27 protein-coding genes are annotated in these 25,391 nt (G+C 64.3%); 6 read left to right on the plus strand and 21 right to left on the minus strand.

The annotated features are described in order from the left end of the window. Positions 1-3: 3 nt before the first annotated feature. From ACHIRB_RS00415 to ACHIRB_RS00425, 3 genes are read right to left on the minus strand one after another with little or no spacing between them, the layout of a single operon-like run. Positions 4-612 (minus strand): hypothetical protein, encoded by a 609-nt coding sequence (locus ACHIRB_RS00415; RefSeq protein WP_395115686.1) that lies wholly within the window; start codon positions 610-612, stop codon positions 4-6. A 4-nt stretch (positions 613-616) separates the two neighbouring features. After that, positions 617-1,888, minus strand: a complete 1,272-nt coding sequence (gene hisS / locus ACHIRB_RS00420; RefSeq protein ID WP_395115687.1) for a histidine--tRNA ligase — start codon at positions 1,886-1,888, stop codon at positions 617-619. Further along, entirely contained in the window at positions 1,885-2,613 is a 729-nt protein-coding gene (locus tag ACHIRB_RS00425; RefSeq protein ID WP_395115688.1) for an MBL fold metallo-hydrolase, read from the minus strand. The genes hisS and ACHIRB_RS00425 overlap by 4 nt, the downstream gene beginning before the upstream one ends. A gap of 182 nt (positions 2,614-2,795) precedes the next feature. On the opposite strand from ACHIRB_RS00425, the gene ACHIRB_RS00430 reads away from it, so the two are divergent. Together ACHIRB_RS00430 and ACHIRB_RS00435 are read left to right on the plus strand one after the other, a co-directional pair. Continuing rightward, on the plus strand, positions 2,796-3,626 hold the full coding sequence (locus tag ACHIRB_RS00430; protein ID WP_395115689.1) for a peptidylprolyl isomerase: 831 nt from the start codon (positions 2,796-2,798) through the stop codon (positions 3,624-3,626). Beyond that, positions 3,626-4,387, plus strand: coding sequence for a peptidylprolyl isomerase (locus ACHIRB_RS00435; RefSeq protein ID WP_395115690.1), 762 nt, complete (start codon positions 3,626-3,628; stop codon positions 4,385-4,387). Before ACHIRB_RS00430 ends, ACHIRB_RS00435 begins: the two co-directional genes overlap by 1 nt. A 70-nt stretch (positions 4,388-4,457) precedes the next feature. Here the strand turns inward: ACHIRB_RS00435 and ACHIRB_RS00440 are convergent, their stop codons facing one another. The 9 genes from ACHIRB_RS00440 to ruvC form a co-directional block, all read right to left on the minus strand. Further along, positions 4,458-6,845: a RelA/SpoT family protein gene (locus tag ACHIRB_RS00440; RefSeq protein ID WP_395124472.1), complete on the minus strand. Its 2,388-nt coding sequence runs from the start codon at positions 6,843-6,845 to the stop codon at positions 4,458-4,460. A 75-nt stretch (positions 6,846-6,920) separates the two neighbouring features. After that, complete coding sequence (locus ACHIRB_RS00445; protein ID WP_395115692.1) at positions 6,921-7,460, minus strand: adenine phosphoribosyltransferase; 540 nt, start codon at positions 7,458-7,460, stop codon at positions 6,921-6,923. Then, positions 7,457-9,166, minus strand: a complete 1,710-nt coding sequence (locus ACHIRB_RS00450; RefSeq protein WP_395124473.1) for an ABC transporter substrate-binding protein — start codon at positions 9,164-9,166, stop codon at positions 7,457-7,459. Before ACHIRB_RS00450 ends, ACHIRB_RS00445 begins: the two co-directional genes overlap by 4 nt. Position 9,167: 1 nt before the next feature. Continuing rightward, positions 9,168-10,379 carry a protein translocase subunit SecF gene (gene secF / locus ACHIRB_RS00455; RefSeq protein WP_395124474.1) on the minus strand — a complete coding sequence of 404 codons (1,212 nt, stop codon included), beginning with the start codon at positions 10,377-10,379 and terminating at the stop codon, positions 9,168-9,170. Between the two features lies 1 nt (position 10,380). Continuing rightward, complete coding sequence (gene secD / locus ACHIRB_RS00460; RefSeq protein ID WP_395124475.1) at positions 10,381-12,084, minus strand: protein translocase subunit SecD; 1,704 nt, start codon at positions 12,082-12,084, stop codon at positions 10,381-10,383. Between the two features lie 140 nt (positions 12,085-12,224). Beyond that, complete coding sequence (gene yajC, locus ACHIRB_RS00465) at positions 12,225-12,575, minus strand: preprotein translocase subunit YajC (protein ID WP_395124476.1); 351 nt, start codon at positions 12,573-12,575, stop codon at positions 12,225-12,227. A gap of 167 nt (positions 12,576-12,742) precedes the next feature. After that, positions 12,743-13,819 carry a Holliday junction branch migration DNA helicase RuvB gene (gene ruvB / locus ACHIRB_RS00470; protein WP_395115697.1) on the minus strand — a complete coding sequence of 359 codons (1,077 nt, stop codon included), beginning with the start codon at positions 13,817-13,819 and terminating at the stop codon, positions 12,743-12,745. Continuing rightward, on the minus strand, positions 13,816-14,421 hold the full coding sequence (gene ruvA / locus ACHIRB_RS00475; RefSeq protein ID WP_395124477.1) for a Holliday junction branch migration protein RuvA: 606 nt from the start codon (positions 14,419-14,421) through the stop codon (positions 13,816-13,818). The genes ruvB and ruvA overlap by 4 nt, the downstream gene beginning before the upstream one ends. Next, positions 14,418-14,990, minus strand: coding sequence for a crossover junction endodeoxyribonuclease RuvC (gene ruvC, locus ACHIRB_RS00480; RefSeq protein WP_199700984.1), 573 nt, complete (start codon positions 14,988-14,990; stop codon positions 14,418-14,420). Before ruvC ends, ruvA begins: the two co-directional genes overlap by 4 nt. A gap of 180 nt (positions 14,991-15,170) precedes the next feature. On the opposite strand from ruvC, the gene ACHIRB_RS00485 reads away from it, so the two are divergent. Together ACHIRB_RS00485 and ACHIRB_RS00490 are read left to right on the plus strand one after the other, a co-directional pair. Beyond that, positions 15,171-15,596, plus strand: a complete 426-nt coding sequence (locus ACHIRB_RS00485) for a hypothetical protein (RefSeq protein ID WP_395124478.1) — start codon at positions 15,171-15,173, stop codon at positions 15,594-15,596. A gap of 24 nt (positions 15,597-15,620) precedes the next feature. Next, positions 15,621-15,839, plus strand: a complete 219-nt coding sequence (locus ACHIRB_RS00490) for a hypothetical protein (RefSeq protein ID WP_395124479.1) — start codon at positions 15,621-15,623, stop codon at positions 15,837-15,839. A gap of 8 nt (positions 15,840-15,847) precedes the next feature. Here ACHIRB_RS00490 and ACHIRB_RS00495 read toward each other — a convergent pair whose 3' ends face one another. From ACHIRB_RS00495 to ACHIRB_RS00505, 3 genes are all read right to left on the minus strand, one after another. Then, positions 15,848-16,600, minus strand: a complete 753-nt coding sequence (locus ACHIRB_RS00495) for a YebC/PmpR family DNA-binding transcriptional regulator (protein WP_395115700.1) — start codon at positions 16,598-16,600, stop codon at positions 15,848-15,850. Positions 16,601-16,673: 73 nt separating this feature from the next. Further along, positions 16,674-17,297, minus strand: coding sequence for a pyridoxal 5'-phosphate synthase glutaminase subunit PdxT (pdxT, locus tag ACHIRB_RS00500; RefSeq protein ID WP_395124480.1), 624 nt, complete (start codon positions 17,295-17,297; stop codon positions 16,674-16,676). Between the two features lie 26 nt (positions 17,298-17,323). Further along, positions 17,324-18,145, minus strand: a complete 822-nt coding sequence (locus tag ACHIRB_RS00505; protein ID WP_395124481.1) for an acyl-CoA thioesterase — start codon at positions 18,143-18,145, stop codon at positions 17,324-17,326. Between the two features lie 180 nt (positions 18,146-18,325). On the opposite strand from ACHIRB_RS00505, the gene ACHIRB_RS00510 reads away from it, so the two are divergent. Next, positions 18,326-18,838, plus strand: a complete 513-nt coding sequence (locus ACHIRB_RS00510; protein WP_395124482.1) for a nucleoside/nucleotide kinase family protein — start codon at positions 18,326-18,328, stop codon at positions 18,836-18,838. Here the strand turns inward: ACHIRB_RS00510 and pdxS are convergent. Next, complete coding sequence (gene pdxS / locus ACHIRB_RS00515; protein ID WP_199700977.1) at positions 18,823-19,725, minus strand: pyridoxal 5'-phosphate synthase lyase subunit PdxS; 903 nt, start codon at positions 19,723-19,725, stop codon at positions 18,823-18,825. The genes ACHIRB_RS00510 and pdxS overlap by 16 nt on opposite strands. 123 nt (positions 19,726-19,848) lie before the next feature. Further along, positions 19,849-20,991 (minus strand): SLC13 family permease, encoded by a 1,143-nt coding sequence (locus ACHIRB_RS00520; RefSeq protein ID WP_395124483.1) that lies wholly within the window; start codon positions 20,989-20,991, stop codon positions 19,849-19,851. 127 nt (positions 20,992-21,118) lie between these two features. On the opposite strand from ACHIRB_RS00520, the gene ACHIRB_RS00525 reads away from it, so the two are divergent. Beyond that, positions 21,119-21,619 carry a DUF6764 family protein gene (locus ACHIRB_RS00525; RefSeq protein WP_199700974.1) on the plus strand — a complete coding sequence of 167 codons (501 nt, stop codon included), beginning with the start codon at positions 21,119-21,121 and terminating at the stop codon, positions 21,617-21,619. Positions 21,620-21,637: 18 nt separating this feature from the next. Here ACHIRB_RS00525 and ACHIRB_RS00530 read toward each other — a convergent pair whose 3' ends face one another. The 4 genes from ACHIRB_RS00530 to pgsA are packed head-to-tail and all read right to left on the minus strand — an operon-like array spanning position 21,638 to position 25,375. Next, positions 21,638-22,666 (minus strand): NUDIX hydrolase, encoded by a 1,029-nt coding sequence (locus ACHIRB_RS00530; protein ID WP_395124484.1) that lies wholly within the window; start codon positions 22,664-22,666, stop codon positions 21,638-21,640. Further along, the gene (locus tag ACHIRB_RS00535; protein WP_395124486.1) at positions 22,666-23,790 is read right to left on the minus strand and encodes a glycosyltransferase family 4 protein; all 1,125 of its coding nucleotides are present in this window, start codon (positions 23,788-23,790) and stop codon (positions 22,666-22,668) included. Before ACHIRB_RS00535 ends, ACHIRB_RS00530 begins: the two co-directional genes overlap by 1 nt. Continuing rightward, a complete protein-coding gene (locus tag ACHIRB_RS00540) occupies positions 23,787-24,695 on the minus strand; it encodes a phosphatidylinositol mannoside acyltransferase (RefSeq protein ID WP_395124487.1) in 909 nt (302 codons plus the stop codon). Before ACHIRB_RS00540 ends, ACHIRB_RS00535 begins: the two co-directional genes overlap by 4 nt. Further along, positions 24,692-25,375, minus strand: a complete 684-nt coding sequence (pgsA, locus tag ACHIRB_RS00545) for a phosphatidylinositol phosphate synthase (RefSeq protein WP_395127584.1) — start codon at positions 25,373-25,375, stop codon at positions 24,692-24,694. Before pgsA ends, ACHIRB_RS00540 begins: the two co-directional genes overlap by 4 nt. Between the last annotated feature and the right edge of the window lie 16 nt (positions 25,376-25,391).

Here is a 25,391-nt window from a genome sequence, read left to right on the forward strand (position 1 = left end):
TCGCTAGTCGACGAGGCTCGCCACCTCGGCGTCGGTGAGTGTCGTCTGGCCGGACCTGCCTGCATCGAGGGCTACGCGCATCGCTCGGTACAGCGGCCGTTCACCGAGCACGGCGTCGCGCGCCTCGGCCCGGAGTTGTTGCACGAGAACCGATGCCATCGCGGCAGCAGGCACGAGATCGCCCGCAGCAAGGGCGTCGGCAAGCCCACGCTGGCCGCGGGCGTTGAGTTCGCGTCCGGCATCGTCGATGTACATCGCCAATCCGATGGTGGCACTGGAATTTTCGTCGCTGATGCGAAGCAACACGCGGTTGACCCTCGACACCCGGACGAGCAGTTCGACCGATACTGCCTTGGAGGCGTCGACGTGCCGAGATCCGAGCACGCGTCGCACATGGATCACGTTGTCCGTCAATGTGATCCGGACCCGGAGTCCCACGATCGATACGAGTACCAACGGTACCCCGACGATGAGGCCCGTGATGATCGCTGCCGTCGCCGATACGACGAAACTCAGCAGCACCGCAAGCAGCACGCCGACCGCGGTCGAGACGAGAGCGGTCTTCACCAGTCGTGGCGCAATCAGTTCGCGCGCTACGAGATCCAGGGACACAGGCTCATCCGGCAAGGATCGCTCCCGTCACTGCGACGATGTCGTCGATCGGCACCTGCTGCTGCTCCCCCGTACCGAGGTTCTTGACACCGATCGTCTCGTCGGCAAGGTCGCGTTCGCCGAGGACAAGCGCGATTTTCGCGCCCGAACGGTCCGCGGCCTTCATCGCACCCTTCACGCCGCGCCCGCCGTAGGCGAGATCGGTCCGAATGCCCTCGGCGCGTAGCCGTCCCGCGATCTCGACGAGCTTCGCCTTCGCGTCGTCACCGAGCGGGACACCGAAAACGTCGCACCGAGCGGGCACACCTGCCGACTTACCTTCCGCGGCGAGCGCAAGAATCGTGCGGTCGACACCGAGCCCGAACCCGATGCCGGACAATTCCTGACCGCCGAGTTGTGCCATCAGGCCGTCGTAACGACCGCCGCCGCCGATACCAGATTGTGCGCCGAGGCCGTCGTGCACGAACTCGAACGTCGTCTTCGTGTAGTAGTCCAGACCGCGGACCATACGTGGGTTGACGACGTACGGGACCCCGAGCGCATCGAGGTGACGCAGCACTTCGTCGAAGTGCGCCTTCGCCGTATCGGACAGGTGATCGATCATCAGCGGTGCGGCCGCGGTCATCTCCTTGACCTCAGGACGCTTGTCGTCGAGCACCCGCAGTGGGTTCAGCTCGGCACGACGGCGGGTGTCGTCGTCGAGGTCGAGCCCGAACAGGAACTCCTGCAACAGTTCCCGGTACTGCGGTCGGCAGGAATCGTCACCGAGCGAGGTGATCTCCAGCCGGAAACCGTCTAGCCCGAGGCCGCGGAAGCCGGCGTCGGCCACAGCGATGACCTCCGCGTCGAGTGCTGGATCGTCGACGCCGATCGCCTCGACGCCGACCTGCTGCAGTTGCCGGTAGCGCCCGGCCTGCGGTCGCTCGTACCGGAAGAACGGTCCCGCATAACTCAGCTTGACCGGCAGCGCACCCCGATCGAGGCCGTGCTCGATGACCGCCCGCATCACACCGGCCGTGCCCTCGGGTCGCAGTGTCACGCTGCGCTCACCGCGGTCGGCGAAGGTGTACATCTCCTTGCTCACGACATCGGTCGACTCTCCGACGCCACGGGCGAACAGTGCCGTGTCCTCGAACACCGGTAGCTCGATGTGGCTGTAGCCGGCCATTCTCGCAGCGCCAGTCAGTCCGTCGCGTACGGCGACGAACTCCGCGGACGCGGGCGGCACATAGTCGGGCACGCCCTTGGGCGCCGAAAAAGAACTTGGCTTGCTCACGATGGACTACCTTCCCGAATCTGAGGCGACATCGATGATCGCTCCGCAGCTACGCGACCGAGTCCAACGAGAAACGGGTTGCCCGCGCGCTCCCGGCCGATGGTTGTGGTCGTGCCGTGTCCCGGCAGTACGGTCGTCGCGTCGTCGAGGACAAGGAGTTTGGCTGCGATCGAACGCAGCAACTGCTCACCGTCGCCACCGGGCAGATCGCTTCTGCCGATCGAATCGGCGAACAGGGTATCGCCGGTGAAGACGAGGTCGGCCGAGCCGGCGTCGCTGTCGATTCGACTGCGTAGAACCACCGATCCCTGCGTATGGCCAGGGGTGTGGTCGATCCTGAAGGAGATCCCCGCAAGCTCGAGCACGTCGCCGTCTGCGAACTCCTCGACCAGTCGTGGTTCTGCGAACGTCATGCCCGCGATGAACTGCCCCATCTGCGGACCGACACCTGCCGTCGGATCGGCGAGCATGTGCCGGTCGGCTGCGTGAATGTAGGCCGCGACGTCGTGCTCGTCGCAGATTTCCTGTGCACTCCACGTGTGGTCGAGATGACCGTGCGTCAACAGCACCGCGGTCGGCGTGAGTGCCGACGACTCCAGGAATCGACGTAGAGGCTCGGCGGCGTCCTGTCCGGGATCGACGACAACGCATTCGGTTGCGTTGTCGTGCGCGATCACGTAGCAGTTCGTCTGGAACATTCCGGCCGGAAATCCAGTGACAAGCACGGGTGGGAAGCTCCTCGAGGTGGGCAGAGGTGGTTATCGGGGTCGAGCGTGATCCCGCGTTACAGCGTATGCGCAGCGACCCGCCAGGCTCGTCTCAGGTACGGATGGCAGACTCTAACCTCGGCCAGCATGATCAGGGTCGATTCGAAGCAGACACCCCGAAGACCAGGAGGACCGCGGCAGTGCCCACAAACGAACAGCGACGTGAGGCGGCGAAGCGCAAACTGGAGCGACAGCTCGAGCGACGCGCACAACGGGCGCGGAAGCGACAGCTACTCACAATCGCGGGTTCGGTACTTGCCGTCGTACTCGTGGCCGGCGGTGTCGCAGCGGTCTACTTCGTAACCAAGGGCGACGACAGCGCGACCGATACAGCCGCTGCCTGCGCCTACCCTTCGAGTCCCGAGCCCGCCGCCAAGCCGGTCGACCCGCCGAAGGCCGACGGGGTCGAGGCAACCGACGACACGATCACCGCAAGTATCGAGACGAACCAGGGCAATATCGGTCTCACGCTCGACAACTCCAAGTCGCCGTGCACCGTCAACAACTTCTACAGCCTCGCGAGCCAGGGCTACTACGACAACACGACCTGCCACCGAATCGTGAACGGCGCCAGCCTCAAGGTGCTGCAGTGTGGCGACCCGTCGGCAACGGGCGCAGGCGGACCCGGATACACCTTCGCCGACGAGTACCCGACGCCGCCCGGCGGACCCGATCCCACCGCGACGCAGCCGAGCGACCTGTACAAGCGGGGCGTCGTCGCAATGGCCAACGCCGGACCCGGAACCAACGGGAGCCAGTTCTTCCTCGTCTTCGGCGACTCGCAGCTGCCTGCCGCGTACACGATCTTCGGAACGGTCGACGAGACCGGCCTGCAAACCCTCGACAAGATCGCCGCCAACGGGGTCGCACCGCCGCCGAACACTCCGCCGGCACCCGAAGGATCGCCCGACCCCGAAGACGGCACGCCCAAGCAGCCCGTCGAGTTGACGTCGGTAAGGATGGACAACTGATGCGTCGCGCACTCCTCGCCGCCGCCGGCATCGGACTGCTGCTCGCCTCGGTGGGCTGCTCCGACGATTCCGGTTCGGCAACAGCCCAGGATTCTTCGGTCCGATCGACGGCCAAGGCAACGCCGAGCGAGTCTGCCTCGGCGACAACGACCAAGTCGACAACTCCGGGTGCAACCGAATGCGCGTACCCGTCGTCGCGGACGGCGTCGAAGCCTGTCGAGGCCCCGGGTTCCGAGGTCCCGCCTGCCGGCGCTGCGACACTCGTGAATCTCACGACGAGCCAGGGACCCATCGGGTTGACCCTCGATCCGGTCAAGGCACCGTGCACGGTCAACAGCTTCGTGAGCCTCGTCGACCAGCAGTATTTCGATTCGACGTCGTGCCACCGGCTCACCACCGCCGACTCACTGAAGGTGCTCCAATGCGGTGACCCGTCCGGCACCGGCGCAGGCGGACCCGGTTACAGCTTCGCCGACGAGTACCCGGCGACCGATCCAGCGCTGAGCAGCGACTCGACTCTGTACAAGCGCGGAACCCTCGCCATGGCCAATGCTGGACCCAACACGAACGGCAGCCAGTTCTTCCTCGTCTACGCGGACTCGCAGTTGCCGCCCGCCTACACGATCTTCGGCACGATCGACGAAGCTGGGCTTGCGACGCTCGACAAGGTCGCAGCAGCCGGTGTCGAGGCCAGTGCGCGCGGCACCGACGACGGCAAGCCGACCCTGCCTGTCGAGATCACAGCCGCACAAACAGCCTGAGGCCGCAAGCGGCTCGTGAGTCCTTTCGGAGGTTGGAACCTCCGAAAGGACTCACGAGGCGCGAAGGGCCCTACTGCGCTGAGGTGACCCGATAGACGTCGTACACGCCTTCTACATTGCGTACGACGTTGAGCACATGTCCCAGATGCTTCGGATCACCCATCTCGAAGGTGAACTTGCTGATCGCGACGCGGTCCCCCGAGGTTGTCACCGATGCCGACAGGATGTTGACCCGTTCGTCGGCAAGAACCTTGGTGACATCCGACAGCAGGCGGTGACGATCGAGTGCTTCGATCTGGATCGCGACCAGGAACACCGATGACGGCGACGGTGCCCATTCGACGGCGATGAAGCGTTCCTCTTGCTCTTTGAGCGAGCCGGCGTTCGTGCAGTCGGTGCGATGCACACTCACCGCACCGCCCCGTGTGACGAAGCCGAGGATCTCGTCGCCGGGCACCGGCGTGCAACACTTCGCGAGCTTCGCGACCGTTCCGGACGCACCGGGGATCAGCACACCGACATCGCCGGAGGTCCGCGGCCGAACCGGAACGTTCGACGGAGTCGACCGCTCGGCCAACTCCTCCTCGACCGCACCTACACCACCGAGTTGCGCGACGAGTCGCTGCACCACGTGTTGAGCCGAGACGTTCTTCTCACCGATCGCCGTATAGAGCGCGGAGACGTCGATGTATCGAAGTTCGTGCGCGATCGCGGACATCGATTCGGCATTCATCAAGCGCTGCAACGGAAGTCCGACTCTGCGGACCTCCTTGCCGATGGCTTCCTTGCCCGCTTCGAGTGCTTCTTCGCGACGTTCCTTCGCGAACCACTGCCGAATTTTCGCCTTGGCGCGCGGTGAGACGACGAACTGCTGCCAGTCCCTGCTCGGTCCGGCCGTTGCGGCCTTCGAGGTGAACACCTCGACGACCTCACCGTTTTCGAGTTCCCGTTCGAGCGCGACCAGACGACCGTTGACCCGTGCGCCGATACACCGGTGCCCGACCTCGGTGTGGACCGCGTACGCGAAGTCGACCGGCGTCGACCCCGCAGGCAACGTGATCACATCGCCCTTCGGGGTGAACACGAAGATCTCTTTGACCGCGAGATCGAAGCGCAGCGATTCGAGGAACTCCCCCGGATCGGCTGCTTCCCGCTGCCAATCGAGCAACTGTCGCATCCAGGCCATGTCGTCGACTTCGGTGCTGTCGCCGGTGTTCTTGCCTTTGGTTTCCTTGTAGCGCCAGTGCGCGGCAATGCCGAACTCGGCGGTGCGGTGCATGTCCGTCGTTCGGATCTGGACCTCGAGCGGCTTGCCTTCGGGTCCGACGACGGTGGTGTGCAGCGACTGATAAACCCCGTAGCGCGGCTGTGCGATGTAGTCCTTGAATCGGCCTGCCATCGGCTGCCACAGCGAATGCACGACGCCGACAGCGGCGTAGCAGTCACGGATCTCGTCGCACAGGATCCGCACACCGACCAGATCGTGAATGTCGTCGAAGTCGCGGCCCTTGACGATCATCTTCTGATAGATCGACCAGTAGTGCTTCGGGCGACCCTCGACGACCGCGCTGATCCTCGACTGGTTGAGAGTCGAATTGATTTCCGCCCGCACCTTGGCCAGATAGGTATCGCGCGATGGGGCACGGTCGGCGACCAGACGGACGATCTCGTCGTACTTCTTCGGATGCAGGATCGCGAACGACAGATCCTCCAGCTCCCACTTGACCGTCGCCATACCGAGCCTATGCGCGAGCGGCGCAATGACTTCGAGCGTTTCCTTCGCCTTGCGAGCCTGCTTCTCGGGAGGCAGGAACCGCATGGTCCGCATGTTGTGCAACCGGTCGGCAACCTTGATGACGAGAACGCGCGGATCGCGTGCCATCGCGATGATCATCTTGCGAATCGTTTCCGCTTCGGCAGCGTTCCCGAGGTTGACCTTGTCGAGTTTGGTGACGCCGTCGACAAGGTGCGCGACCTCGTCGCCGAAATCCTCGGTCAACTGCTGCAGCGAGTAACCGGTGTCTTCGACGGTGTCGTGAAGCAACGCGGCGACGAGGGTGATCGTGTCCATGCCGAGTTCGGCAAGAATGCTGGCAACCGCAAGAGGATGCGTGATGTACGGGTCGCCCGACTTCCGCATCTGATTCGCGTGCTTGTCGTCGGCGACGTCGTAGGCGCGCTGCAGCAACGCCAGGTTGGCCTTCGGATACAACTCGCGATGGACCGCGACGAGGGGCTCGAGCTGCGGTTTGACAGCGGCATGGCGTTGGGCCGTGATGCGGCGCGCAAGCCGGGCACGGACGCGTCTCGATGCCGAGGTCGGAACGGGTGCAGGCGTGGCAACCTCGGCCGCCGCGGGCTCGGGCGACTCCTTCGGCTCCTTGGTCTCGGCGCGTTCCACATGAGTGTTGTCCACCTCAGTGGTGTCCACGCTTGCGCCATCGAGATGCTGAGTCATGCCTCACCTCCTCATCCGCAGAGTGTTCGACCCCCGGTGCGCGACGACAACATCGCTTCGTTCAACTTTAGTCCCTCAGATCTGGACGAGAGACCGCAGAGGCATCGATGGCAGTTCGCGTTCGACCTTTTCGCGCCCCGCTAGTGCGTTGAGTTCGAGCACGACGGCTAGGGCAACTACTTCGGCACCCGCGTCGGTCAGCAACTCCGCGGCTGCGACGAGGGTGCCGCCGGTGGCGAGGACGTCGTCGAGAAGCAATACCTTGCGGCCGCGAAGATCGACGCCGTCGGCGGGAATTTCGAGCGTCGCCGTGCCGTACTCGAGTGCATATTGCCTGGCGATGACCGGCGGCGGAAGTTTGCCGCTCTTCCGCACGGCGAGTACGCCGCAGCGTTTTGCGACAGCGACCGCTCCACCGATGAGAAAGCCCCGTGCGTCGATGCCTGCGACGACATCTGCATCGGGTGCGAGTTCGGCAAGCGGACGGACTAGAGCATCGAATCCTGCAGCGTCGGCGAACACCGGCGTCAGGTCGGCGAACCGCACGCCCGGCACCGGAAAATCGGGTGCCCAGCGCGTGAGCCGCTCGACCGCCTGCGCCGCGCTCTCGGTCATTTCTTCAGGACCCAGCGATCCATGTTCCAGCCGGCGCCTGCTTTGGTCGGATTGACGACGCCGGACGCCAAACCTTCTGCGAAGGCGAACGTCCGCGGCGAATCGAACAGCGGTATCGACGGCATCTCACTCCACAGCAGTGCTTCTGCCTCGCTGGACAGTCGCATCTGGACGTCGCCTGCGCCGTTGGTCAGCAGTTGGTCGACGAGGTCGTTGTAGCGCGGGTTGTCGAACTTCGAATAGTTGATTCCCGCACCGCTACGCAGCGAAACCAACGCATCGGTGTTGACGCCCGACCCCGCCGGCCCCTCGACCGAGGCGGTTCCGCCGAGCAACGCATCGACCTGACCGTCGCGCAGTGCAAGCGGCGTGAACTGCGGCGACGATACGTCCTGCACCGTGATGCCCGCGTCCCTACATGCCTCTGTGATGACCCGAACCGTTTGCGCTCGACGTTCGTCGGGTGCGGTGTAACCGATTCGGACAGTTGGGTTCTGCTCGCCGGCCGCGGCAAGCGCTGCGGTCGAACCGGGAACGTCTGCGTTGCTGTACTTTCCGCCTTCTGCGGCGGCGACGGGTCCGTAGATCAAAGTGTCGGACTGCACGGTCCGCGAGTTGAGCACCCCCGAGCCGAGGCCCTGGGTCCGGTTGTAGTCGGGGTGACCGAGTTCGTCGAAGAGTTTCTTCCGCGGCACACACAGCGCGAATGCCCTACGCGCATCGACGGATTGGAATACACCCGAGGTCGCGAGCATCAACTGTTCGGAACTGCGGGACGGTTCGTTGGACGCATCGAACCCTGAAAGGTCGAGGTCGCCGACCGACTTCGCGCCGATGTCGAGAACCTCGACGGCGTTGGCCTCGATCTTGGCCTTCACGTCGTTGTTCCTGCCGAACAACACGATTCGTGGCGTCGCCGGCGCGTTACCCCACCAGCGTTCGTTCGCCACGAGCACCAAACCGTCTTCCGCGCTGAAGGATTCGACTCGATACGGACCCGAGGACGGTAGCAGCGACAGATCGAGTGGACCCGGAGTCAGCTTCCAGCCGTTGTTCCAGAAGTCGGCGATCCTGCCGAGCGCGTCGTTGTCACCGGACTGCAACACAGAGACGATGTTCGCGACCCCCGCGACCCGTGTCGCGACGTGCGCGGGCAGCAATTCCGTTGCACCGAAAAGCGACTTCCACTCCGCGAACCCTCTGCCTGGCCGGAAGACGACCTTGGCGTCTTTCGATCCTGGCTGGCAATCGACACGTTCGATATCGGAGTAGCCCGCGGTCGAGGCCGCGTCGAACATCGGCACCAGGTCGCCGTCGTCGTTGGTGCGCGTGAACTTTCCGCTGCGCGCAGCCCACGCCAGTGCCATGTCCTCGCACGAGGTGGGTATGCCGTCTGAGTACACGCCCGCCGGATCGAGGCGGTACTGAATTGTCAGTGCTTCCCCGGGTACGACGCTTGCCGTGCCGTAGTCGGTGTCCATCAACGTCCCACCCTGCGGACCCGTGTAGCTGAAGCCCGTCAGCACCCGCGGAAACGCTTGTGCCGCAGCGCTGAAGGCACCTTCGGCCGTATTTCCGTTGTAGGTGGTGATCACGCTGTCGACCGCGTACCCGATGGACGGAACTTGGCTTTCACTCGAACAACCGGTAACCGTGCCGGCGGCCAGGGCACCGGCAGCGATCAGACTCACGTACGCGCGGCGCATGTCAGTGCCTCTTCTTGTGTCGCTTTCCCGTTGGTCTCGCACCAGGTCGCGGCGACCGCGCCGTCGTCCGGTCGGTGGGTCCGGAGGCGGACGGGGTCGCCTTCGTGATCGTCACCGTGGATCCGGAGCCTGCGACGGAAGTGCCTGCGGTCGCAGCGTTCGGAGTGCCGTTCACGGCAGCTTCCCTACGAGCGAGCACCTTCTTGGTGTGTGCGGCCACAGGTCCCCAGCGCTCCTTAATGGACACCAGCAACGGCGTCGCGAAGAAGATCGACGAATACGCGCCGACGATCATGCCGACGAGTTGGACCAAGGCTAGATCCTTGAGGGTGCCGACACCGAGCAGCCACACCGCAATGACCATCAATCCGACGACAGGCAGCACACCGATCAATGTGGTGTTGATCGATCGCATCAACGTCTGGTTGATCGCGAGGTTGGCTTGTTCGGCATAGGTGCGTTTGTTCAGGTGCAGCACACCTCGGGTGTTTTCTTCGACCTTGTCGAACACGACCACGGAGTCGTAGAGCGAGAAACCGAGAATCGTCAGCAGGCCGATCACCGTCGCGGGTGTCACCTCGAATCCGACGAGCGAATAGAACCCGGCGGTGACGACCATGTCGAAGAACAGCGCAGCCAATGCTGCTGCGGCCATGCCTCGTTCGTAACGCAGCGCGATGTAGGCGGTGACGAGCACGAGGAAGACAGCGAGCGCGATCAAAGCCTTGCGGGTGATCTGGCCACCCCACGTCTCACTGACATCGGAGGTACTGATCTCGTTGATGTTCGGTACGCCGTTGCCGTCTCGGGGCTGGAACGCGTCGAACAACGCTTTCTGCAGTGTGTTCACCTGGTCGAGGTCGAGCGCTTCCGACCGGATCTGGAAGGTTTCGGAGCTGCCCGACCCGACTGTCTGGACCGACACCGGATCGCTTCCGATGACGGTCGAGTACACGTCCTCGACCTGTGAGGTGCTGATGCCATCGCCCGCCGGGAACTGGACCTTGGAACCGCCCTCGAAGTCGATGCCGAGTGTGAATCCGCGGAATACGATGGCCAGCAACGAGATCAAGACGATTGCAGCCGTGATGATGTAGAAGATCCGTCGTCTTCCGACTACCTCGAAAGCACCCGTTCCGGTGTAGAGCCGCGAGAAGAACGAGTGGTGCGGCGCCGCGGTTGTCTTGGGTTCTGTGATCGTCGATTCGCTCATCTCAGAACTCCTTCACTGCGGCGCCGGCTGCGACGGCCTTGCGCTCACGGGCAACCTGCTGAACGGCACCGAGTCCGTTGATCTGCGGTTTCGACCAGAACGTCGAGCGCGACGCCAGATATACGAGCGGCCAGGTTACGAGGAACACGACGGCAACGTCGAGAACCGTTGTCAGGCCGAGGGTGAAGGCGAAGCCCTTGACCTGTCCGGCGGCAAGTACGTAGAGCACAGCAGAGGCGATGAAGCTGACAGCGTTGCCGGACAGAATCGTCCGTTTGGCGCGTTCCCAACCACGTGGCACCGCCGATCTGAAGCTTCTCCCCTCCCTGATCTCGTCCTTTATTCGTTCGAAGAAGACGACGAAGGAGTCGGCGGTCATGCCGATGCCGATGATCAAACCGGCGATGCCGGAGAGGTCGAGGGTGAAGTTCATGTAGCGGCCGAGCAGCACGAGGATGCCGAAGACCATGATTCCGGACGCGATCAGCGACAACGCTGTGAGCAGTCCGAGCATGCGGTAGTAGAACAGGCAGTACAGCAGGACGACCGCGAGACCGATCGCACCGGCAAGCAACCCGGCTCGCAACGACGAGAGTCCGAGCGACGCCGACACCGTCTCCGCTTCCGACGACGAGAACGAGAGCGGCAGCGAGCCGTACTTCAGCGTGTTCGCCAGTTCTTTGGCGGCACTCGGCGTGAAGTCGCCGGTGATCTGTGTCGCGCTGCCCTCAGGTGTCGCACCCTGGATGACCGGTGCGCTGACGACCTTGGAATCCAGCGTGAAAGCTGCGCGCTTCTGCAGGTTCTCCGACGTGAACTTCGCCCACGTCTTGCTGCCTGCCGCATCGAATTCGAGGCTCACGACGTTCCGGGCCTGCTGCTGCTCGTAGTACGAGGAGGCGTCCGCGATGTCCTGGCCGTCGATGATGCTCGGTCCGAGCAGGAACTTCTCGCCCTGCTCACCACAGGTGACCAGCGGCAGGGCTGGGTCGTCGTTACCTTGCAGCGGATCGGGGGCGTTGCAGTCCAGCGCGGCGAAGGCAGCTGCCTGAATTGCGGGATCGAGACTCTGCCGCGCATTTTTGGCGTCGGTGATTTCCTTCGCGGCCTGGTCGGGCCCGGAAAGCGGTGGCGGCTCGTTCGACGCGGTGGTCGGCGGTGCACTGGGGGCTGAGGTCGGTTCGGACCCGTCTGTCGGGGCCGGTACGTCGGTCGGCGGGTCCTGCGCCGGGAACGGACGGCTCTGCGGCTGCTGTTCGGTCGGTGGCGTGGCAGGCACCGGCGCGGAGTCCGCTGGTGCGGGAGGTGTGGCCGCGGGTGGCGCCGCTGCGGCGGGCGGATCGAGCACCGGCCGGATGTAGAGGCGTGCGGTCTGACCGAGTGTGCGGGCTTGCGAACTGTCGTCACCAGGCACCGTAATGACGAGGTTGTCGCCGTCGATGATCACTTCGGAGCCCGAAACGCCGAGTCCGTTGACACGGGTCTCGATGATGGCCTGCGCCTGCTTGAGCGAATCTTGACTCGGTGCGCTGCCGTCGGGCGTTCGTGCGGTCAGCGTGACGCGCGTGCCGCCCTGCAGGTCGATCCCCAGCTTCGGGGTCGGGGACTTGTCGCCGGTGAAGAACACCAGCGCGTAGACGATGCCCATCAGTACGCCGAAAACGATGAGCGAGCGCGCTGGACGCACCGATCCCTGGGGTGCCACGGTTCGTATTTCTCCTCGGTAGCGAGTGATTGGGCTTGTCGAACAACCTCGTGGTCGACGCGGCCTTTACCGGCCGACGGCTATAAGGACAACTGCGGTTGTCGACGATGCGGCACGACGCGGTCGTGCCGTTGCGAGCGTCAGTCCTTGTTGAGGCGCGGGGTCGTGTCCGTCGCCGGGGTTTCCTCGGCGTCCGTCTCGACCTCGGCGACCGCATCCGACTCGTCGTATGCGTCGTCGGACAGCACTTCCCGCACGGCGGAGCGCGTCCACGTCGTGATCACATCTTCGGCGATCTCGAGGTCGATCGATGTCTCGTCGACCTCGACGATGATGCCCTGGATGCCACTGGTCATCAGCACGCGATCGCCGACGGAGAGCTCGGACTGCATTGCAGCTGTCTTCGCCATCTCCTTCTTCTGCCGACGCGTCGCGAGGTACATCGGGACGATCAGGGCAACGAGCAGGAGCGGAAAGAGCAGATTTTCCATTGCGACAGTCAGTCCTCAGCGGTTCGGCAGGCATGCGGTATCGCGGGTCGGATTGACCCACGGCAGTACCCCAGTCTGCCATTACCCTGCCATGATCGCCTCCACGACCCGGGAACGCTGGCGGTTCGAGCCGCCTACTGCGCACGATACGGCCGGCACGACCCGAGCTAGCGGTCTTCGAACAGCTCCAATTGGGGTTCGCTTGCTCGTACTTCGATACCGCCGACGGCGAGGTCCGGAGGCGGGACGAGGCCGAGTTGTTCCCATGCGGCGGCGGTGGCGACGCGGCCACGTGGGGTGCGCGCGATCATGCCTGCACGCACCAGAAACGGCTCGCAGACCTCTTCGACGGTGGCGGGTTCCTCACCGACGGCGACGGCAAGTGTCGAGACACCGACCGGTCCACCGCCGAAACTGCGCACGAGTGCGCTGAGCACCGACCGGTCGAGGCGGTCGAGTCCGAGCCTGTCGACGTCGTAGACCGCAAGCGCGGCTCGTGCGATGTCGCGGGTGATGATGCCGTCAGCCCGCACTTCGGCATAGTCGCGCACTCGTCGCAGCAACCGGTTCGCGATACGTGGTGTGCCACGGGACCGCCCGGCGATTTCCGCAGCGGCGTCCTCCCCCAGCTCGACGCCCAGTATCCGCGCGGACCGCGCCAGGATTCGCTGCAGCTCGGCAGGTTCGTAGAAGTCCATGTGGGCGGTGAAACCGAAGCGGTCGCGTAGGGGTCCGGTCAATGCTCCGGACCGCGTTGTCGCACCGACAAGGGTGAACGGTGCGACCTCGAGCGGAATAGAGGTCGCACCAGGCCCTTTGCCGACGATCACGTCGACGCGGAAGTCTTCCATCGCGAGGTAGAGCATCTCTTCGGCAGGACGCGCGATCCGATGTATCTCGTCGATGAACAGCACGTCGCCTTCGACGAGGTTGCTGAGCATGGCGGCGAGATCACCCGCGCGTTCCAGTGCAGGACCGGAGGTCAGCCGCAGGGATGAGTTCAGTTCGGCAGCGATGATCATCGCCATGCTCGTCTTGCCGAGCCCGGGCGGACCCGACAGGAGAATGTGATCGGGTGTGCCGCCGCGCATCTTCGCGCCACTCAGGACGAGTTGCAGCTGTTCCCGGACCCGCGGCTGACCGATGAAGTCGTCGAGGCTTTTCGGCCGCAGGCTTGCTTCGACGTCGCCGTCGGACGTCAAATAACTTGCGGTGACTTGAGATTCGTCCGAATCCACGGTCATCGGTTCCTACCGAGCAACCCGAGTGCCGACCGTAGCGCGACCGATGTCGTCGCCTCCGGCTCCGCTGCGAGCACCGAATCGGTTGCCTGTTCGGCCTGTTTGGCGGGAAAGCCGAGGCCGGTCAACGCCTCGACGATCTGATCGCGAACGGGTCCAGATCCGGCAACCGGCTGCGAACCGGCCGGACCTGCGTGCACAGGGACTGCTTCGACCTTGTCCCGCAGTTCGACGACGAGACGCTCTGCGCCACGCTTACCGATACCGGGCACGCGCATCAGGGCTGTGTGATTGCCTTCGGCGAGCGCCTTGCGCAGCGCTTCGGGTTCCAGGACTGCGAGCACCGCCATCGCAAGCCTGGGTCCGACACCGGAGACCGTCTGCAACAGACCGAAGAGGTCGCGCGATTCGGTGTCGGAGAAACCGAAAAGAGTCATCGAATCTTCGCGGACGATCATCGCGGTGACAAGACGCGCCTCCGACCCTCGTTGCAGAGTGGCGAGGGTTGCGGGTGTCGCATTGAGGCGATACCCGACACCCGCCGCCTCGATGACGACGTGATCGAGAGCGATTTCGAGAACCTCACCGCGGACGGATGCAATCATCTGGCCTTCGCCTCCTTACGAACCTGCGCCAACCGCGCCTCGTAGCGTTTCTTCTGTTCCGCAGCAGCGGCTTCGGCCTGCGCCATCCGCTCCATCATCGGCGCCCGCCAGCAATGGCAGATCGCGAGCGCGAGCGCATCGGCCGCATCCGCGGGTGTCGGTTTCGTCTGCAAGCCGAGGATGCGGGTGACCATCGCGGTGACCTGGTTCTTGTCCGCGGCACCATTGCCTGTGACCGCCGACTTGACTTGGCTCGGTGTGTGAAAGGTGACCGGAATGTCTCTGCGCGCGGCGGCCAACGCGATGACGCCACCCGCCTGAGCGGTTCCCATCGCGGTCCGTACGTTCTGTTGCGAGAACACCCGCTCGATCGCAACGGCAGTCGGTTTGTGTGTGTCCATCCAGTACTCGGCGGCATTGGCGATCAGCAGCAGCCGGCGCGACAATTCCATATCCGCAGGAGTACGAACAACGTCGATATCCAGCGCGGTGACTTCGCGCCCGCGACCGCTCTCGATCAAGCTCAGGCCACACCGAGTGAGCCCAGGGTCGACACCCATCACCCGCACCCGAACTCCTCTCGCCACTACGAACAGCTGTTCGAGAGCCTAGCGGTCGAAGCCGACAATCTGCGGTTGCGACACAACCGGTCGTCTGAACCATATCGACCGAAGTTCATTCGATTTGCTGACATGCGGTTACACGGCGCGCTGATAGATATGAGTACCCCCCTTATCGAGAGGTAGCCGATGCGCGCTGACACCGTCCCCAACCGACTAGCAGCAGGGTTCGTTCTTGCCGCACTCACGCTTTCGGGATGTTCGGGCCAGGACTCGACAGATGCGGCCACCACGACAACGACAGCGCAGACCACCACGGCGGCAAAGACCACTACGCCCGCGACGTCGACGACGCAGCCTACAAGTTCCGCGACGCGAACGTCAGCGACGAGCGCATCGGTAACCAACGGCACAGCCGCGGCCGGTCCGACGGAAACGTGGGCGACGAATCCGCTCTACGTCGGCAATATCCCGGAGGAACAGTTCGTCAAGGGCGAACCGACCTCCGACGACATCAAGATCAACGGCAAGTCCTACCAGTTCAGCTGGGTATGGGAAGGCGACTACTACTCGCCGGAGAGCTACACCGCCGAATTCAACATCCCGCTCGGCTAAAAATCGCTCGACTTCACTCTCGGCATGACCGACGAGACCTCGATCGACGACGACATAGACGGCGTAGCGTCGCTGACGGTCTACGTCGGCGGCAACGCCGTTTACGGGCCTGCCGAATTCAAGTACACCGACGAGATCCCTGTCAGCATCCCGGTCGATGGCAAGAGTCGGATTCGGGTCGATATCAGCGGTCTCCAGAACAACGAGTTCGCCGCACTCGCCGGCGCCAAGTTCGTCCGCTAGCGACAGCCTCAGTCCTCCAGTTCGGCGAGGACCTCGTCGGAGACGTCGACGTTGGAGTAGACGTTCTGCACGTCGTCGAGGTCTTCGAGTGCGTCGATCAGTTTGAACACCTTGCGCGCGCCGTCGGCATCGACTGCAACACTCACCGACGGCTGAAAGCTTGCTTCAGCGGAGTCGTAGTCGATGCTCGCCTCTTGCAATGCCGACCGTACGGCAACGAGATCGGTTGGCTCGCTGACGATTTCGAAGCTCTCACCAAGGTCGGACACATCCTCTGCGCCGGCCTCGAGTACGGCCGTCAAGATGTCGTCCTCGGTGAGTCCGTTCTTGTCGAGCGTGACGAGACCTTTGCGGGAGAACAGGTAGGCGACGGAACCCGGGTCGGCAAGGTTGCCGCCGTTTCGGGTCATGGCGGTGCGGACCTCGCCTGCGGCACGGTTGCGGTTGTCTGTCAGACATTCGACGAGCAGAGCGACACCGTTGGGTCCGTAGCCCTCGTACATGATCGTCTGCCAGTCGGCGCCGCCCGCTTCCTCACCGGCACCGCGCTTGCGCGCGCGTTCGATGTTGTCGTTGGGGACCGACGTCTTCTTGGCCTTCTGAATCGCGTCGTACAACGTCGGGTTGCCCGACGGGTCACCGCCTCCGGTGCGGGCAGCGACCTCGATGTTCTTGATCAGCTTTGCGAAGGACTTGCCACGCCGGGCGTCGATCACGGCCTTCTTGTGCTTGGTGGTCGCCCATTTGGAGTGGCCGCTCATGCGCTAGTTCCTTCGAGTCGAGTGCCCGGTATCCGCGTGACCGGCTGACAGCTATTTCACTTTACTCGCCGCGTTAACGCGCTTTTCGCACGATATCGACGAACAGGTCGTGGACGCGTAGATCGCCGGTCACTTCCGGATGGAACGACGTTGCCACCACCGCGCCCTGCCTGACAGCGACGATGCGTCCCGCAGCTGGACCGTTCGGCACCGTGGCCAGCACATCGACACCATCGCCGGCACGCTCGACCCACGGCGCTCGAATGAACACCGCGCGCATCTTCTCGCCGTCGATGCCTGCGAAATCGAGATCGGTCTCGAACGAGTCGACTTGACGACCGAATGCGTTGCGTCGCACCGTCATATCGATAGCGTCGAGGTGCTGGGCGTCCGGCCGGGTATCGAGCACTTCCGAGGCAAGCATGATCATGCCTGCGCACGAGCCGAAGGCGGGCAGACCGTCGCCGAGCAGCTCGCGAAGTGGCTCCAGAACCTCGAAAACAGTAAGCAGACGGCTGATCGTCGTCGACTCGCCGCCTGGAATCACCAGACCGTCGATGCTGCGCAACTCGCTGACTCGGCGAACGCCCACAGCGTCGGCCCCGCAGGCGTCCAACGCCGAGAAGTGTTCGCGGACATCACCTTGCAAAGCAAGAACGCCGATCTTGGGTCGAGCAGTAACAGATCGAGAGGTCACGGGTCGTGCAGTCATAGGTTCGGCGCTCAGTCTTCTCGCAGCGTTCGAGTCAGGCCCTCCTGCACGACCGCGGCAACCATATTGCCGGCAGCGTCGAAGATCCGGCCCTGCGTCAGCGCCCGACCGAACCCGGCCGAGGGTGACGACTGGTCGTAGAGCAACCACTCGTCGGCGCGGAACGGCCGCAGGAACCACAGCGCATGGTCGAGCGATGCGTTCATCGTGATCTCGTCGGGGTGAATCACCTTCGCGGACCCGAGCAGCGTCATGTCGCTCATGTAGGCGAGTGTGCAGACGTGGAAGACGGGCTCGTCGGGCAGTTTCTCCCGGTAGCGGAACCACACCTGCTGCTGCGACGCAGCGCCGGGTCGCTTGACGACCATGTCGTCGGGCAGCACTCGAATGTCGTAGTTGGACCATTCACGCAGCACCCACTGCCGATCCGGACTCAGCGTTTCCGCGGAATCGGCAATCTCCTCGGGACCCGGGACGTCAGGCATCTCGTCCTGATGCGCGATGCCTTCCTCGAACACGTGGAAAGACGCCGACATGGTGAAGATCGCCTTGCCGTCCTGCACACCGGTCACGCGACGCGTGCAGAACGAGCGCCCGTCTCGAATGCGGTCGACGAGGTATACCGTCGCCTTCGCTGGGTTGCCCGGTCGCAGAAAGTAGCCGTGCAGGGAGTGGACCTGAAATTCCGGGTCGACCGTTCGGACCGCCGCGACCAGCGCCTGACCTGCGACCTGCCCGCCGAACGTGCGCATCAGTGTCGTCTCGGTCGACGCACCTCGGAAGATGTCTTTTTCGAGCTTCTCGATCTGTAGCGCTTGCTCGATCGTCGCCATGCGCAATCCCCTTCGGTCGTCGGGCTCAGGCTAGCAATTGCAGTACCGGGCAAGATTGAACGGTGCCGACGTACGTACCGATCACCGCTGCCGGGTTGACAGGTCTGCTCACGGATCGAATCCTGGCCGCCCGCAAACCGTATCGTCGTCGCGGTCATCGGTGCGGATGCCGCCGATCCAGTGCCGTTCGCGCACATCGTGTCTCGGGCGTTGCGTGATCGGGGCCGACCCGCGGCCGTCGTCTCGGTGCACGACTACGTGCGTCCCGCATCGATCCGACTGGAGTTCGGCCGCAACGACGAGATGTCTTACCGCACACTATGGTTCGACTACGAGGCACTCGCGAGAGAGGTCGTCGATTCGCTCCGCACGCAGGGCCGCTGGCTCCCGGCGCTGTGGGACGAGAAGGCGGATCGGTCGGCGCGGGCAACCGTCGAAACTGCGACGGACAACACAGTGGTGATCGTCGCGGGTCCGATGCTGCTCGGGCGTGGGCTCGCCTTCGATCTGACCGTCCGGCTTCAGCTCGGCGAAGGCGCACTACGCAGAGCGACGGCGCCCGACCACCTGTGGACCGTCGATGCCCTGCTCGCCCGCGACCGCCTCGTCGCGGAGATCCCGGACATCGATGTGCGCTGGGACCACCGCGACCGACCTGCGATTGCGGAGCGGGGCAACTACCAACCGCGCTGAGCGAGCCTGTGATCGACGGGCAGTTCTTCGACGTTGATGCCGACCATCGCTTCGCCGAGGCCACGCGACACCTTGGCCAGCACGTCGGGGTCGTCGTAGAACGTCGTGGCCTTGACGATCGCCGACGCGCGCTCGGCCGGGTTGCCGGACTTGAAGATGCCGGATCCGACGAAGACGCCTTCGGCGCCGAGCTGCATCATCATCGCAGCGTCGGCGGGAGTTGCGATGCCGCCTGCGGTGAACAGCACGACCGGGAGCTTGCCTGCCTGCGCGATCTCCTTGACGAGGTCGTACGGTGCCTGCAACTCCTTCGCGGCGACGTACAGCTCGTCTTCGGGCAGCGACGTCAGGCGGCGGATCTCGTCGCGAATCTTGCGCATGTGTGTGGTCGCATTGGATACGTCACCGGTGCCCGCTTCACCCTTGGAGCGAATCATGGCCGCGCCCTCGGTGATCCGGCGCAATGCCTCGCCGAGGTTGGTCGCGCCACAGACGAACGGGACGGTGAAGTTCCACTTGTCGATGTGGTTGGCGTAGTCGGCGGGAGTAAGGACCTCGGACTCGTCGACATAGTCGACGCCGAGGCTCTGCAGAATTTGCGCCTCGACGAAGTGTCCGATGCGTGCCTTCGCCATCACGGGGATCGAGACGGCCTCGATGATGCCGTCGATCATGTCGGGATCGCTCATCCGCGAAACGCCGCCCTGAGCGCGGATGTCTGCGGGTACCCGCTCGAGTGCCATCACGGCGACCGCGCCGGCATCTTCGGCGATCTTCGCCTGGTCGGCGGTGACGACGTCCATGATGACCCCGCCCTTGAGCATCTCGGCCATGCCGCGCTTCACGCGGGCTGTGCCGGTCGTCTGGGTGCTATCGGGGGTGCTCACGGCGAACTCCTGGGTAGATGTCTAGGTAGGTGATAGTGCGGCCACAAGCCTAGTCGGGCGCCGAAGCCAACTTCATATCCAGTCCGGTGCCACTGGCCTTGTCGCCCGCGTCACACCAGGGGGTCACACCGTGATCAGCAGTGCCGCGGTAGCTCCGAGGACCACCAGGGGCGCGCCGCAGATCCCGACCAACGCGAGCTTCCCGATCGGCACCTCGACGCCGCGGGCCAGGCACCGTTCACGCCAGAGCAGCGTCGCAAGCGACGCCCACACCGTGATCAGCGGGCCGGTGTTGGTCCCGACGAGAGCCGCGAACAGCTGCGTCGTCTCCCCCGGCGCGATCGCCTGCTCTATGGCCAGGTAGGCGGGCAGATTGTTGACGAGATTCGCAGCGCCGGCGCCGACGATCGAGGCGAGCCACGGCGAATCACCCGCCAGCCGGGCAAGAAGATCGGTCAAGCCGTGGCGCGAGAGTGCGCCGACGACGAGAAACAGTCCTTCGGTGAGGACGACGAGTCGCCATGGAATCAGCGACCACTCGAGCCCGGCACGATCTCGCACGGCGAATACGACGACGGTCGCCAGCGCACAGACCGATGCCGCGACTGCGGGCGCGATGCCGACAAGCACTGCGGGGGCCAGCGCGGCACAGCTGATCGCGCAGAGTCGGTAGGTCCAGCGATCGGGAGGGTCGGTGCGGTCCGGGATGTCGTACCCACCGACGAGGTCACGTCGGTACAACGCTGCGAGAAAGGCGACGGTGATGACCACCGCGGCTAGCTGGGGCAGTGCCATGCGGCGCGCGAACTCCAGCGCATGCAGCATCTCTCGTTGTTGGGCAAGCAAATTGGTCAAGTTCGACACGGGAAGCAACAGGCTGGAGGTGTTCGCGAGCCACAGCACGAGCAACGCGAACGGCCATGGCCGCACACCGAGTCGCAACGTCAGAGCCAGGACTACCGGGGTCAGCAACACGGCGGTCGTGTCGATACCCATCACAACGGTCGTCGCCACGGCAAGCACTGCCACGAGAAGAAACAGTCGAAAGATGCTGCCGCGCGCCGCTCGCGCACACGCAGCCGCGGCAACGTCGAACACTCCGGCACGGTCGGCGAGTTCGGCCAATACCGTCGCCGCAACGAGAAAAGCGAGGACCGGGCCACCGCGGTCGATCGCGATCTCCTCGGCCGCCGAGCCCGGCAACCAACCGGTTGCGATGACGACGGCGCCCGCTACCGCAAGGACTGCCCACACCGCCGACAGCATGCCAGGTTTCGGCAAACGTCACGAAACGGGCTGTTTTGTCCGATTAGCGTTTCGACCGGCGGAAACAGGGTAGATATGAATCGTTCGTGCATCGTTTTGTCTCGGTTCGTCGAAGGAGATCCAAAAAATGTCGAAACACAACGCCCGGCGTACGTCACTGGTCATGGCCGGCGCTTTCGCAGCAGCCGGCGCAGCCATAGCGCTGGCACCGGCAGCAGGAGCGGCACCGACTGCGGATTGTCGCGCCCCCGGTTCCGCAACCGTCACCTCGACCACTTCGGAGCAGGCTTCCTGCTCCGCGACAAGCGTTCCCGGCAGCGCAGCGGCCGCCTTCGGGATGGACGGAACGGCTACGGCGAATTCCGGTCCTCAGGGTCTCGCACTCGCGATCGCAAACGGCGGCGGAACTGCATCGTCGGACGCTCAGAACCTGTCGGCACCCGCGGTTATCGCCATCGGACCTGGCGCATCGGTCACCGCCGAAGGTGTCCGTCCAGGCTTGGCCCTCGGCATCGCAGGGACCAACGGCAAGGTCACGATCGACGGCGTCAACGGCCCGACCTGCAGCGGTGGCCTCGCATTCGCCGGTGACTTCCAGACCCTCAAAGGTTGCTTCTCGATGAGGTAGTCCGCCGGCCGACTCAGGTCAGCGGATCGAGCGGACCTCGGGCTGCACGCCTTTGGCAACGACGGCGCGCGCCTCGTCGAGTAGGTCTGCAAGATCGTACGGATACACGGTCTCACCTGCCTCGTTGAGCTTGCCGATCTCCTCGGCATCGCACCAACGGTGGCCGGTGATCGCGTGTCGCTCGACCTCGGTGAAACCACTTTGGCTCGGCTCGAAATGCGGCACCTGCAGCGCGAAGAACAACTCTTCGGATCTGATGAGTTCGCCGTTGAACGGAAACACCGCGACCCGACGCCACATCGGTCCGCGTAACTCGTCCGGGTCGGCCTTCTTGCCCGTTTCTTCCGCGATCTCGCGGACCGCTGCTGCCCGCAAGGTCTCTCCCCCGAGTACGCCGCCGCCGATCGTGAACCAGAACGACACCTCGGGAACCATCGGATCGTGACCCTGCATCAGCAGGACCTTGCCCGTTTCGTCGAGCAGCACGACGCGCGACGAGGTCCGGTTGGAGTCGAGAGTCAAACCTGTTGCGGCCGAAGGCTTCGCGCGTTCGGTGATCTCGAAGTACGTCGGCAGTGGTGCGGTACCGCCGAGATGGAGAATCCGCACCAGCGGTCGAGAACGGATCGCGAGGGTGTCTCGGACAGCATCGTTGTGGAATCGGCGGGCGATGAGCACCCTGGCCTCGGCGTCGGCCAATTCTGCGACGAGTTGCGGGCGCAGCGTCTCGATGTCGATCGACGACAGCGCGCCGGACAACGCGTTCTCGACAACCTCACGGTCCTCGCGATCCGCGCGTTCGGCATTGTCGGCAAGGATCGTCAGCCGTTGACTCCGTTCGGGGTCCGATGCCATCGACCCGAGAGCAACAGCGCGAACGACCACCGAGCGCCGTGCCAAGGCAGCATCGAGCGCCTGCCAGGACTTGTCGGACCGAACGTGCAACCGGTCGAGGCGATTCGCCGTGGAGTACGCCCAGAGCCCGACCGCCATGAAAACCACGGCAATCAGACCCAGAACCAGGATCGTGAGCGCGGAGAACGTCATCAGCCGGCAACACTGACGCGACTGTCACCGAGGGTCACGGTCTCGTAGACCCGCAAGATCTGCTCGGCGACCACCGGCCAGTCGTAGTCGGCGACTGCGCGAGTTCCCGCTGCAATCAGTGATTCGCGCCGGACGGAGTCGGTCAGCACGATGTCGAGCGCATCGGAAAGGCGGGCCGAATCGCCGATCGGCACGAGCATTCCTGCCGCTCCGTCGCGTAACACACGTCGGAACGCATCCAATTCGCTTGCGACGACCGGCGTTCCAGCAGCCAAAGCTTCCACGAGCACGATGCCGAAACTTTCCCCGCCCATGTTCGGTGCGCAGTAGACGTCGGCGCTACGCAGTGCCGACGCCTTTTCTTCGTCCGTCACCTGTCCGAGCAGGCGCAGATGCTTCGCGTACGGTCCGGCGTCTTTGCGTAGCTTCTCGTCGTCACCGCGTCCGACGACGAGCACCTCGAGGTCCGGGTGGCGCTCGACCAATGCAGGCAACGCCTCGAGGAGAACCGACATGCCCTTGCGTGGTTCGTCGTAGCGTCCGAGGAACAGGACTGTTCCACCTGCACGCGGATAGCCGTCGAGCGGTGCTGCGTTTGCGAATGCCGGGACGTCGACGCCGTTCGGGATCTCGACGGCGTCCGAGCCGAGCGCCTCGACCTGCCAACGCCGAGCGAGCTCGGAGACGGCGATCCGACCGCTTAGCTTCTCGTGATACGGCTTGAGCACACCCTGAAAGGTACTCAGCATCAACGACTTCGTGGTCGACGTGTGAAAAGTCGCGACGATCGGACCTTCCGCGATCTTGAGCGCAAGCATCGACAGACTCGGAGCATTGGGTTCGTGAATGTGCAGCACGTCGAAGTCGTTGTCGTTGATCCAGCGCCGAATTCGCGCGTAGGCCACGGGGCCGAAGGACAATCTGGCGACTGAACCGTTGTACGGAATGGCGACTGCCCGGCCGGCCGAGACGACGAAGTCCGGCAGCACCGTGTCGTCGGAGGCCGGCGCGAGCACGCTGACCCGATGGCCGCGCTCGATGAACACCTCCGCCAACTCGACCACGTGCGCCTGGACGCCGCCGGGAACGTCGAACGAGTACGGGCAGACCATTCCGATGTTCACCGCGTCTCCCCCATACGCGCGAGGCGCGAATCGGAGAGGTCCGCCAGCCACAACGGCTGCAGCATGTGCCAGTCAGCGGGATGCGCGGCGATGTTGGCTTCGAAATGACCTGCGAGCAGCTGAGTTGCCTTCTCGACGCCGCCGCTCGTATCCACGGGCGCCTCGACCGAGAAACCCCAGTCGCCGTCGGTGAACCAGCAGTGCACCGGTAGCAACGCAGCGCCGGTTTCGATCGCCAACTTCGCCGGACCCGCTGGCATCCGGGTCGGTTCGCCGAAGAACGTCACGGGCACACCGTGTTTCGCGAGATCCCGTTCACCGAGCAGGCAGACGATCTTGCCCGATCGCAGTCGCTCCGACAGCACCGCGAACGGCGGTTCCTCCCCGCCGCTGAGCGGAATGATCTCGAAACCGAGGCTTTCGCGGTAGCGGACGAAGCGCCAGAACAACGATTCCGGCTTCAGCCGTTCGGCGACGGTCGCGAAGGTGCCCCAGCGATGCACCGCGTACACACCGGCAAGATCCCAGTTGCCGCTGTGTGGCAACGCGAGAATCGCACCCTTGCCCGTTGCGAGCGCCGCGTCCACGTGCTCGGTGCCGACGATCACCCTGTCGACGGCGGCGGCGAGCTGGTTCGCATCCATCGACGGAAGCCGAAACGCCTCCCGCCAGTACCGCGCGTACGACCGCAGGCTGGCCTGAATCAGCTCGTCGGGCACATCCTCGGGCGCCGTACCGATCACGCGAGCAAGGTTGCGGCGCAACTGATCCGGACCACCGTTGCGGTGTGCGGCGAAGTCGGCGCCGCGGTCGAACAGGCGCGATGCCCCGCGTTCGGGCAAGGCTCGGACGACACGCCACCCAGCTGCATAACCGAGGTCTGCGGCCCGCTCCTTGAATTTCATCGCTCTGCCGCCGCGTCGGGTTCGTCGGACGGCTTGGCCTGAACAGGAATGATGACGCGAGCGCCCTCGGAACCGCGAACTTCGAGGACCCGCTGGAACACCGTGATGACGCTCGCGACCGCAAGGATCCACATCGCGACATGAATCGACCAGTGCAGCCATGCGATATCGAGGTAGCCACCGATCCCGGTGAACCCAGCGCCGACCAGCACGATGACAAGGCGGTCCGGACGTTCGATGAGGCCACCGTCAGCGGAGAGCCCACTCGCCTCCGCACGCGCCTTCGCGTAGGAGATCACCTGCGAGGTCACCAGGCAGATCAGGGTCGCGACCAGCAGATGCTTGCTGTTCTCGTGGTAGACGGCCCACCAAGTCAGGCCTGCAAAGATGGCACCGTCGGCGACGCGATCGCAGGTGGCGTCGAGCACCGCTCCGTACTTGGTGCCACCACCGCGGGCGCGGGCCATCGCACCGTCGAGCATGTCGAACATGACGAACAGCCAGATGACCATCGCGCCCCAGAACAGGTGTCCTGTCGGAAAAAGCGTCACTGCCGCGACGATCGACGCAACCGTGCCGATGACCGTCACAGCGTCCGGCGTCAGACCGGTACTGTTCAGCGCTCTTCCCAGCGGCGCGGTGGCCTTCGAGACCGCTGCTCGACCGAAGAAGCTCAGCACCTGGTGTTCCCCATTC

Source organism: Antrihabitans spumae, assembly GCF_043944905.1.
Lineage (GTDB): Bacteria > Actinomycetota > Actinomycetes > Mycobacteriales > Mycobacteriaceae > Antrihabitans > Antrihabitans spumae.

What these genes read in the sequence shown, in the direction of transcription:
- ACHIRB_RS00435 (WP_395115690.1), top strand. Translation starts at nt 3,626, where the DNA reads ATGCGTCGCGCACTCCTCGCCGCCGCCGGCATCGGACTGCTGCTCGCC.
- ACHIRB_RS00440 (WP_395124472.1), bottom strand. Translation starts at nt 6,845, where the DNA reads ATGACTCAGCATCTCGATGGCGCAAGCGTGGACACCACTGAGGTGGAC.
- ACHIRB_RS00445 (WP_395115692.1), bottom strand. Translation starts at nt 7,460, where the DNA reads ATGACCGAGAGCGCGGCGCAGGCGGTCGAGCGGCTCACGCGCTGGGCA.
- ACHIRB_RS00450 (WP_395124473.1), bottom strand. Translation starts at nt 9,166, where the DNA reads ATGCGCCGCGCGTACGTGAGTCTGATCGCTGCCGGTGCCCTGGCCGCC.
- secF (WP_395124474.1), bottom strand. Translation starts at nt 10,379, where the DNA reads ATGAGCGAATCGACGATCACAGAACCCAAGACAACCGCGGCGCCGCAC.
- yajC (WP_395124476.1), bottom strand. Translation starts at nt 12,575, where the DNA reads ATGGAAAATCTGCTCTTTCCGCTCCTGCTCGTTGCCCTGATCGTCCCG.
- ruvB (WP_395115697.1), bottom strand. Translation starts at nt 13,819, where the DNA reads ATGACCGTGGATTCGGACGAATCTCAAGTCACCGCAAGTTATTTGACG.
- ruvA (WP_395124477.1), bottom strand. Translation starts at nt 14,421, where the DNA reads ATGATTGCATCCGTCCGCGGTGAGGTTCTCGAAATCGCTCTCGATCAC.
- ACHIRB_RS00485 (WP_395124478.1), top strand. Translation starts at nt 15,171, where the DNA reads ATGCGCGCTGACACCGTCCCCAACCGACTAGCAGCAGGGTTCGTTCTT.
- ACHIRB_RS00490 (WP_395124479.1), top strand. Translation starts at nt 15,621, where the DNA reads ATGACCGACGAGACCTCGATCGACGACGACATAGACGGCGTAGCGTCG.
- ACHIRB_RS00495 (WP_395115700.1), bottom strand. Translation starts at nt 16,600, where the DNA reads ATGAGCGGCCACTCCAAATGGGCGACCACCAAGCACAAGAAGGCCGTG.
- ACHIRB_RS00505 (WP_395124481.1), bottom strand. Translation starts at nt 18,145, where the DNA reads ATGGCGACGATCGAGCAAGCGCTACAGATCGAGAAGCTCGAAAAAGAC.
- ACHIRB_RS00520 (WP_395124483.1), bottom strand. Translation starts at nt 20,991, where the DNA reads ATGCTGTCGGCGGTGTGGGCAGTCCTTGCGGTAGCGGGCGCCGTCGTC.
- ACHIRB_RS00525 (WP_199700974.1), top strand. Translation starts at nt 21,119, where the DNA reads ATGTCGAAACACAACGCCCGGCGTACGTCACTGGTCATGGCCGGCGCT.
- ACHIRB_RS00530 (WP_395124484.1), bottom strand. Translation starts at nt 22,666, where the DNA reads ATGACGTTCTCCGCGCTCACGATCCTGGTTCTGGGTCTGATTGCCGTG.
- ACHIRB_RS00540 (WP_395124487.1), bottom strand. Translation starts at nt 24,695, where the DNA reads ATGAAATTCAAGGAGCGGGCCGCAGACCTCGGTTATGCAGCTGGGTGG.